Raw genomic sequence first — 9,596 nt, 5'->3', positions numbered from 1 at the left:
GGGGTGGGACGACGAAATAAATTTTACGAAAATATCATTTCTGTCCCACTCCCAAGATACACTAATTCGCCAAGCGAAAAGTGTAACTATATATGCAGTTGGAGCGAAGACCAACTGTAAACCGCGACATTATAGAGCTAATCACTAGCCTACCTCAGGATCACCAACGAATCCTTCATTATTAAGGAATCTAGGCATCTTTACGGCGTGGTTCTAATCGCATCTTTTTCAATCTAAGTGCGTTTGTTACAACACTTACTGAACTTAGTGCCATTACAGCACCAGCAACCCATGGCGCAAGTAAGCCCAATGCAGCTATAGGGATACCGGCAATATTATAGCCGAATGCCCAAAATAGATTTTGACGAATATTACGAATGGTTGCTTTACTTGCATAAATGGCTTTAGGAATAAGCATCAAGTCGCCACCAAGAATAGTAATATCAGCTGCTTCAATCGCAACTTCTGTACCTGTACCAATGGCGATACCGATATCAGCTTTAACTAATGCAGGTGCATCATTTACACCGTCACCAACCATCGCAACCTTCTTACCTTGTTGCTGTAGTTTCGCAATTTGTGCAGCTTTTTCTTCTGGTAAAATATCTGCAATAACAGTATCTATGCCTACTTGTTTTGCAATGGCTTGAGCAGTGTTTTTATTATCGCCAGTTAACATGGCAACTTCAATACCCATATCATGCAATTGTTTTATAGCATCTTTGGCATGATCTTTTACAGTATCTGCCACTGCGATGATACCAGTTAATGAATAATTAACAGCAATGAGCATAGCAGTTTTACCATCTCGTTCATAATGTGTTAAATCATCAGAAATATGCTTAGGCAAGCTAATATCATTGTCAGCCATTAATTTACGGTTACCAACCAATATATGGTGATGATCAATCGTTGCTTCAATTCCATGACCAGGTACTGCTTTAAATGTTGTCGTCTCAGTTAATGTTAATTGCTTTTCTTTTGCATAATTGACAATGGCTTCTGCCAATGGGTGTTCAGAATCTTTTTCAGCAGTAGCAAGCAGTTGTAGCGTTTGATCGTCACCATGATAATCTGTCACGACTGGACGACCATTTGTAATGGTACCCGTCTTATCTAAAACGATGGTATCAATTTGATGTGTGCGTTCAACAAACTCGCCACCTTTAAATAAAATACCATTTTCAGCTGCACGACCGGTACCTACCATAATAGATGTTGGTGTAGCAAGTCCCAATGCGCATGGACAAGCAATGACGAGAACGGAAATACTCGCAACAAGTGCAGGTTCAAATGTACCTGGTGTAACTAAAGTAATCCACACGATAAATGTTAATAGTGCGATACCAACAACGATAGGAACGAAATAACCAGAAATAATATCTGCCAATCGCTGAATCGGCGCTTTAGAACTTTGAGCTTCTTCGACAACTTTAATAATATTTGCCAACGCAGTGTCCCCGCCAACTTTTGTTGCTGTCATAGTAATAGTACCGTTTTTGTTCATTGTTGAACCAATTACAGTATCATCAACATTCTTTTCAACAGGGATAGATTCACCTGTTAACATAGATTCGTCGATGGCAGTCATACCTTTAATAATTTTGCCATCAACAGGTATCTTTTCACCTGGTTTAACGATAAGTGTATCTCCAACATGTACCTCATTTAGAGGAATCATCACTTCATTACCGTCATTTAAAATGCGTGCTTCTTTAGCTTGTAAACTTAATAATTCGCCAAGCGCATTAGTTGTTTGAGACTTCGCTCTAGCTTCTAAATACTTACCGAATAAGATTAAGGTAATTAGTACGGCGCTTGTTTCAAAGTATAAATGCGGTTGCGTTGTTGAGCCATTTAGCCAACGAACCATTTCATAAATACTGTAAAAATATGCTGCACTTGTACCAACAGCAACAAGTACATCCATATTGGCGCCACCATTTCTTAAGTTTTTATAAGCACCTACATAAAATTGCCATCCAATAATAAATTGTACAGGTGTAGCTAAAATAAATTGGAACCATGGATTCGTAAATAGTGCTGGTATATGCATATTGAAAAGATGCACAAACATTAACATTAATAGCGGTAAAGATAATACTGCTGATATGATAAGCTTAATTAATTTATGTTGTAGCGCTTCAGCTTTGCGTGACGTTTGATCTTTATTGTTATCTTTAATAGACGCGTCATAACCTAATTTTTGAATGCGAGTGACAAGTTTATCAGCATCTGTTTCTTCAGGATAATAGTCAACTTTAGCTTGCTCTGTTGTTAAATTGACCGTTGCATTTTGAACGCCGTCCATTTTATTTAACACTTTTTCAATACGGCTTGAGCATGCAGCACAAGTCATGCCTGTAATGTCTAATTCGACAGTTTCTACAGCGACACCGTAACCTAAATGTTGAATCGTATTAATAAATTCTTGGACATCATGTTGATCAGGGTTATACTCAACAGTTGCTTTCTCTGTAGTTAAATTCACTTGGGCATTAACGTCATCAAGTTTATTCAGTTTCTTTTCGATACGATTTGAACATGCGGCACAAGTCATACCAGTGATATCTAACGTTGTTTTTTTCGTATTAGCCACATTATTGCCTCCCTGTGATTCATTGTTACACGTCTAATGTACCCCCTATAGGTATATAAGTCAATCGTTGCGTTTTACTTTTACCAATTTTAAAAAGAAAAAGAGAGATTGCCGTGCAAACATTGCACAACAATCTCACTATTTAGCATCTATATAAAAGAAGTCGTAATTAATATTAAAGGATGTATGAATGAAAGGTAAAACTTAAATGACTTCTGGATTTGCAATTCTTGGGTGACTTAAAAGAAATCAGATGGGTTAAATTCTTTCGCATGTAAATTTTTAAAATTATTAAGATGGATGACTTTATCATCATCTTTGTTGTCTGACAACTGACGACTCGTGTCGTTTGTCATTTCGTAATCTTGTATCGTTTTAACTAAACCTAGAATGATTAAGATAGCAACTGTGCCTGTAATTAATATTCTCATCGCTATCATACTCCTTTATATTTCTCTTACTCACATTGTACGTTAATAGATTAAAAAATGAATGCGTCTGTAGTATTGAATTTATCTACTACTTTAGCAGTATTTGATGTGAGAATTGTATGGATAAGGGTGATAAGGTCATGATTTCATAATGTTATAGCGTATTAGTTGCATAGGCGAATGTTTATTTGATTAACTTTTAAACAAGTAAATAAGTTATATTAGGAGTTGAAAGGTTTAATGACTGAAAAAGAAAAAATGTTAGCAGAAAAATGGTACGATGCAAACTTTGATCAAGACTTAATCAATGAACGTGCACGAGCGAAAGATATTTGCTTTGAATTAAATCATACAAAGCCGAGTGACACAAATAAAAGAAAGGAATTAATCGATCAATTATTTCAAACAACAACAGACAATGTAAGTATTTCGATTCCTTTTGATACAGATTATGGTTGGAACGTTAAACTAGGAAAAAATGTCTATGTAAACACCAATTGTTATTTTATGGATGGTGGACAGATTACAATTGGCGATAATGTTTTTATAGGACCTAATTGTGGATTCTACACAGCAACACATCCACTTAATTTTCATCATAGAAATGAAGGTTTTGAAAAAGCCGGACCCATTCATATTGGCAGTAATACTTGGTTTGGCGGTCATGTAGCCGTGTTACCAGGGGTGACGATTGGAGAAGGTAGTGTGATTGGTGCTGGTAGTGTTGTCACTAAAGATATTCCGCCACACAGCTTAGCGGTTGGAAACCCTTGTAAAGTCGTTCGTAAAATTGATAATGAGGTACCATCAGAAGCATTGAACGATGAAACACTAAATTAGTTGTCATGACACTTCTAAATTTTAAAAAGTAACTAATCATTTTCAAAATGCTTGAGAAGAAAGGTATAAAACACAAAAATGAAAGCGATTGCAAAAGCGACCTTGCTCATAGTAAAATGAGTTTAAATGATGTTATATCATTAAATCAAAGGGTTAAACCACTTTCAAAATTTATAGGGGGTAAGTGTACATGGTAGTAGAATTTAAAAATGAACCTGGTTACGATTTTTCAGTCCAAGAAAATGTGGATATGTTTAAGAAAGCATTGAAAGACGTGGAAAAAGAATTAGGTCAAGACATACCATTAGTGATTAATGGAGAGAAGATTTTCAAAGATGACAAAATTAAATCAATCAATCCTGCAGACACATCACAAGTGATTGCAAATGCATCAAAGGCAACAAAACAAGATGTTGAAGATGCATTTAAAGTAGCAAACGAAGCTTATAAATCTTGGAAAACATGGTCAGCAAATGATCGTGCAGAGCTTATGTTACGTGTTTCGGCAATTATTCGTCGTCGAAAAGCGGAAATTGCAGCAATTATGGTTTATGAAGCAGGTAAGCCATGGGATGAAGCAGTTGGTGATGCAGCTGAAGGTATTGATTTTATTGAATACTATGCACGTTCAATGATGGAATTGGCTCAAGGTAAGCCAGTTCTTGATCGTGAAGGTGAACACAATAAATATTTCTATAAATCAATTGGTACAGGTGTTACAATTCCACCGTGGAACTTCCCGTTTGCGATTATGGCTGGTACGACTTTAGCACCAGTTGTTGCAGGTAATACAGTGTTATTGAAACCTGCTGAGGATACACCTTATATCGCTTATAAATTAATGGAAATTTTAGAAGAAGCAGGATTACCAAAGGCGTAGTTAACTTTGTTCCTGGTGATCCAAAAGAAATTGGTGATTACTTAGTTGATCATAAAGATACGCATTTTGTTACATTTACAGGATCACGTGCGACAGGTACTAGAATTTATGAACGTAGTGCCGTTGTTCAAGAAGGTCAAAACTTCTTGAAACGTGTTATCGCTGAAATGGGTGGTAAAGATGCCATTGTAGTTGATGAAAATATTGATACAGATATGGCAGCAGAAGCTATTGTAACGTCAGCATTTGGTTTTTCTGGTCAAAAATGTTCAGCATGTTCACGTGCAATTGTGCATAAAGACGTTTATGACGAAGTATTAGAAAAGTCAATCAAACTAACAAAAGAATTAACGTTGGGCAATACTGTAGACAATACGTATATGGGCCCAGTTATTAATAAAAAACAATTTGATAAGATTAAAAATTATATTGAAATTGGTAAAGAAGAAGGTAAATTAGAACAAGGTGGCGGCACTGATGATTCAAAAGGTTACTTTGTAGAACCAACAATCATTTCAGGACTTAAATCTAAAGATAGAATCATGCAAGAAGAAATTTTTGGTCCAGTTGTTGGCTTTGTGAAAGTTAACGATTTTGATGAAGCAATTGAGGTTGCAAATGATACAGATTACGGTTTAACTGGTGCAGTGATTACAAATAATCGCGAGCATTGGATTAAAGCGGTAAACGAATTTGATGTAGGTAATTTATACCTTAACAGAGGCTGTACTTCAGCAGTTGTTGGATACCATCCATTTGGTGGTTTCAAAATGTCAGGTACGGACGCTAAAACAGGTAGCCCAGACTACTTATTACACTTCTTAGAACAAAAGGTTGTTTCAGAAATGTTCTAATACTTCATAATGAACAAGGGCCATCCATTGCGGTTGGCTCTTTTTATTTATAACTTTAAAAATTAAGTAATAGCAACCATATTTTTAGAAAAGGCTTATAGGTATAAGAATGTGAGATACGTTATTTCAATAATAATGGGAATTGTATTAGCAATTTGGTCATTTAAACAACTGAGTCAAAGTCATTTAGATAGCGGATTTATTTTTTTCTTCATAGTTTATGTGTTGTGTATCAGTTATTTTAATAGCGATAAGCACGATAAAAATAAAAAACGATAGTAGTACACGAATTCATTAACGTGTACACTATCGTTTTTATTATGAATGTTGGTAACGCTTATGAGCCTCTAATTTACTATTTAATCTTAATATTGATTAATCTATGGAAAATGTTATCAATATCTTCGCCAGGCCAGTCAATTTTTTCATCTTTTATCCAATGTATAAAACCTTCAATCAACGAGTCATAAATATAAAATATGAGATTATCTGGGATGTCGCTGTCAATATCGATACGGTCTCTATTATTTTTGATATCGTTATGCATAATTTTAATGCAGACATTTTTTAATACTTTATTAAATTCAGCGTCTTCTTCTTGGAATTCTGCGATTTCTCTCAAATCCTCTTTATTATTAATCGTATCACTCATCGTTTGGAATGGATGGTTAAGGCGATCGCCAATGTCTCTGGCGAAATAGTCTTTAGTCAATTGATTGAACAAATACTCTAGAAGATCATATTTATCATAAAAATGTTTATAAAATGTTGTGCGGTGTACGAGTGCGTTGTCGCAAATTTGATTGACAGTAATCGTTTGGAATAATTGCTGTTCTAACAATTGTAGCAAGCTACTCGACAATGCTTTTTTTGTCTTTATAACTCGTAAATCAGTCTCTTTCATCTACATTTCTCCTTTGTGTGTAGTTTAATATACAAAATTTTCCAATTGATTCTTTAAGAGGTCGGGGATAGATACTATAATCAAACAATAATCTACACTGTATAGTTAAACTATAACGTTGATTTTAAAAGGAGGCAATATACTTTGGCAAAATTTTTATATAAGATGGTGACATTCATCGCAAAACATAAATGGTCCGCGGTCATTGCATGGATAGTGATTGTAGCTGCAATATTGATACCACTTGCTACAAATGCACCGAAATTTGACAATGATATTAAAATGACAGGATTAGAGTCGTTAGATACGAATAAAAAGATTGAAAAACATTTTAATCAAGATAGTGAAAAGGCACAAATACGTGTTGTCTTTAAGACGACTAAAGATGATGGAATTCTACAACCGAGTATTACTAAAGATATTAAGAAAACGTTAGATGATATTAAAAAAGATGACAAGCACATTGATAAAATATCAGATCCTTATGAAAATAAGCAAATTAGTAAAGATAAAACAACAGCATTTGCAGATATCACATATGACGTTAGTCAAACATCTTTAAAAGATGACTCTAGAGATAATGTTAAAAGTCATTTGAAAGACTTACGTGACAATCATAATGTACAGACAGAATTAACAGGAACAGGTATGACCTCTACAGATATAGGTGGTAATTCTGAATTAGTTGGTATTATTGTTGCCTTTGTTGTGTTATTAATCACATTTGGTTCAGTTATTGCTGCAGGTTTACCAATTATAAGTGCATTAATTGGTTTAGCTTCTGGTGTAGGCATTATCAGTTTGTTAACTTATGCATTTGATATACCAAATGTCACACTGACATTAGCCGTAATGATTGGGCTCGCTGTTGGTATCGATTATGCATTATTTATTTTGTTTAGATATCGACAAGTAATGAAAACTGAAACAGACTATGTTAAAGGTATCGGACTTGCAGTGGGAACAGCAGGTAGCGCAGTCATCTTCGCTGGTGTGACAGTTGTGATTGCTGTATGCGGTTTATCGCTAGTTGGTATAGATTTCTTAGCAGTGATGGGGTTTGCTTCGGCAATTAGTGTTATATTTGCTGTATTCAGTGCACTGACTTTATTACCTGCGTTAATTAGCATTTTCCATAAACGCATTAAAGTGAACAAATTGCAGTCTAATTTTAAAAAAGATATTGATACGCCGTGGTCTAAATTTATTACTGGTAATGCACTTGCAGCAGTATTATTAGGTTTAATTATATTAGTTGCAGCGGCTATTCCAGTTAGTCATATGCGTCTTGGCATTCCAGATGACGGTGTTAAACCAGCAGATTCTACACAGAAAAAAGCTTACGATATTATCTCGGATAAATTTGGCGAAGGATTTAATGGCCAAATACCGATGTTGATAAATGTGAAAGATAAAAAGGATGATCCACAAGGATTACAACAAGATTTACAGTCTGTATATAAAGATATTAAAGATAAGAAAAATGTAGATATTGTTACGCCACCACAAATGAGTAAAGATAATGATTATGCATTGATGGTTGTGATACCTAAACATGGACCTAATGCAGAAAGTACAAATGACTTAGTACATGATTTACGAGATTATAATAAAGATGCGCAAGATAATTATGGATTTAAAACGGAAATTTCAGGACAAAGTGTCATTAATATTGATATGTCTAAAAAGTTAAATGAGGCGATACCTTTATTTGCAACAGTAATTGTTGTATTGGCATTTTTCTTATTAATGATTGTCTTCCGTTCAATTCTAATACCGTTAAAAGCAGTTTTAGGATTTGTCTTGTCATTAATGGCAACACTAGGTTTTACAACCTTTGTGATGCAAGATGGCTTTATGAAAGGATTATTCGGTATAGAAACGACAGGACCAATGCTAGCCTTCTTGCCGGTTATTACAATTGGTATACTATTCGGCTTAGCAATGGATTACGAAGTCTTCCTTATGTCGCGAATTCATGAAGAATATAGTAAAACAGGGGATAATGATTATTCTATCAAAGTAGGATTGAAAGAAAGTGGTCCTGTTATTGTAGCAGCTGCATTAATCATGTTTAGTGTCTTCTTTGCGTTTGTATTCCAAGAAGATGTCATGATTAAATCAATGGGTATGGCATTAGCGTTTGGTGTACTCTTTGATGCCTTCGTAGTCAGAATGATGTTAATTCCTGCATTAACTAAATTGTTTGGAAAAGGTTCGTGGTATTTACCAGCATGGTTGAATCGTATTATTCCACGAGTTGATATTGAAGGACATGCACTTGAAAAATATAAAACGGTTGAATCACAGGAATCTGAAGCTAAAGATAGTAAGGAAACATACGACACAACCTTTAAAGTATATCCACAAGGTGCAACAAATGTATCGAAACATCAAGATGTACATGGACAAGATGATGCACGTTCAATAGTACTAGATGATAAAACGATGGCATTGTACCAAGAAGTGAAACAGCAATCAGCAAGTTCATTGTTCTTATATGATGCTTTAATGGATTATCAAAACAAACATCAACTAAATTCAAAGCAACAAGCCACGAATATAGAACAGTTGAATAAAAATATTGAAAAGCTCAATCAATTGTTAGAAAAAAACTTAAGAAATAAATCATAAAATAACATGTACATGCCTCCGCTTTAAATGTCATTGATAGACATTTAAAGTGGAGGTTTTTTGCATGGAAGATATTATACAAAACATTTTTGCAATGTCACAAATTTTACATGAAAAATGAAAATTATTTAAATAAAGTATTGCGAGCTACAATTTTAAGGGTTATGATTTTTAAGTGATAATGATTATTATTTCTATTAGGAGAGCGAAATAGTATGTTAAACATTAAAAATGGTGAAATGAATAAGGCTTATAAAATAAAGCGAATGGATATTGCTAATGAGAATATGTTGTATCGTCTAAGTGCCTTTGGGTTAACAGATGACGCTATCATAACGATTAAACAAAAATGTTTATTTAAAGGGCCATGTATTATTGAAGTAAACGGACAACAGTTAAGTATTAGACATTGCGATGCTTGTTCTATTGCATTAGAAGAATAGGAGCCGGACGA

Annotated in this window: 7 protein-coding genes and 1 pseudogene; 5 read left to right on the top strand and 3 right to left on the bottom strand. The window is 34.5% G+C overall.

What is annotated here, in order from left to right; all coding sequences use genetic code 11:
• Positions 1-190: 190 nt before the first annotated feature.
• Together HMPREF2658_RS01535 and cwrA are read right to left on the bottom strand one after the other, a co-directional pair.
• Positions 191-2,599 (bottom strand): heavy metal translocating P-type ATPase, encoded by a 2,409-nt coding sequence (locus HMPREF2658_RS01535; RefSeq protein ID WP_054194520.1) that lies wholly within the window; start codon positions 2,597-2,599, stop codon positions 191-193.
• Positions 2,600-2,838: 239 nt separating this feature from the next.
• On the bottom strand, positions 2,839-3,030 hold the full coding sequence (gene cwrA / locus HMPREF2658_RS01530; RefSeq protein WP_001221404.1) for a cell wall inhibition responsive protein CwrA: 192 nt from the start codon (positions 3,028-3,030) through the stop codon (positions 2,839-2,841).
• Between the two features lie 240 nt (positions 3,031-3,270).
• Between cwrA and HMPREF2658_RS01525 the strand changes: the two genes are divergently transcribed.
• The 3 genes and pseudogenes from HMPREF2658_RS01525 to HMPREF2658_RS01515 all read left to right on the top strand — a co-directional run bounded on the left by HMPREF2658_RS01525 (position 3,271) and on the right by HMPREF2658_RS01515 (position 5,883).
• Positions 3,271-3,870 carry a sugar O-acetyltransferase gene (locus HMPREF2658_RS01525; RefSeq protein ID WP_000136484.1) on the top strand — a complete coding sequence of 200 codons (600 nt, stop codon included), beginning with the start codon at positions 3,271-3,273 and terminating at the stop codon, positions 3,868-3,870.
• Between the two features lie 190 nt (positions 3,871-4,060).
• Positions 4,061-5,604, top strand: a pseudogene (gene pruA / locus HMPREF2658_RS01520) (L-glutamate gamma-semialdehyde dehydrogenase).
• A gap of 111 nt (positions 5,605-5,715) precedes the next feature.
• The gene (locus HMPREF2658_RS01515) at positions 5,716-5,883 is read left to right on the top strand and encodes a hypothetical protein (RefSeq protein ID WP_001796738.1); all 168 of its coding nucleotides are present in this window, start codon (positions 5,716-5,718) and stop codon (positions 5,881-5,883) included.
• 76 nt (positions 5,884-5,959) lie between these two features.
• On the opposite strand, the gene farR is transcribed toward HMPREF2658_RS01515, so the two are convergent.
• On the bottom strand, positions 5,960-6,508 hold the full coding sequence (farR, locus tag HMPREF2658_RS01510) for a fatty acid efflux pump transcriptional regulator FarR (protein WP_000665230.1): 549 nt from the start codon (positions 6,506-6,508) through the stop codon (positions 5,960-5,962).
• A gap of 144 nt (positions 6,509-6,652) precedes the next feature.
• On the opposite strand from farR, the gene farE reads away from it, so the two are divergent.
• On the top strand, positions 6,653-9,142 hold the full coding sequence (gene farE, locus HMPREF2658_RS01505) for a fatty acid efflux MMPL transporter FarE (protein WP_001051449.1): 2,490 nt from the start codon (positions 6,653-6,655) through the stop codon (positions 9,140-9,142).
• A 215-nt stretch (positions 9,143-9,357) separates the two neighbouring features.
• Positions 9,358-9,585 (top strand): FeoA family protein, encoded by a 228-nt coding sequence (locus tag HMPREF2658_RS01500; RefSeq protein WP_000932073.1) that lies wholly within the window; start codon positions 9,358-9,360, stop codon positions 9,583-9,585.
• The last annotated feature ends 11 nt before the right edge of the window (positions 9,586-9,596 follow it).

The sequence above is a fragment of the Staphylococcus sp. HMSC062H10 genome, assembly GCF_001836945.1.
In the GTDB taxonomy this organism is placed as follows: Bacteria; Bacillota; Bacilli; order Staphylococcales; family Staphylococcaceae; genus Staphylococcus; species Staphylococcus aureus.
This window is presented reverse-complemented; position numbering and strand designations above follow the sequence as displayed.

Bases quoted from the DNA above. Each gene is read 5' to 3' on its own strand.
- cwrA (WP_001221404.1), bottom strand. From the start codon at position 3,030: ATGAGAATATTAATTACAGGCACAGTTGCTATCTTAATCATTCTAGGT.
- HMPREF2658_RS01525 (WP_000136484.1), top strand. From the start codon at position 3,271: ATGACTGAAAAAGAAAAAATGTTAGCAGAAAAATGGTACGATGCAAAC.
- farR (WP_000665230.1), bottom strand. From the start codon at position 6,508: ATGAAAGAGACTGATTTACGAGTTATAAAGACAAAAAAAGCATTGTCG.
- HMPREF2658_RS01500 (WP_000932073.1), top strand. From the start codon at position 9,358: ATGTTAAACATTAAAAATGGTGAAATGAATAAGGCTTATAAAATAAAG.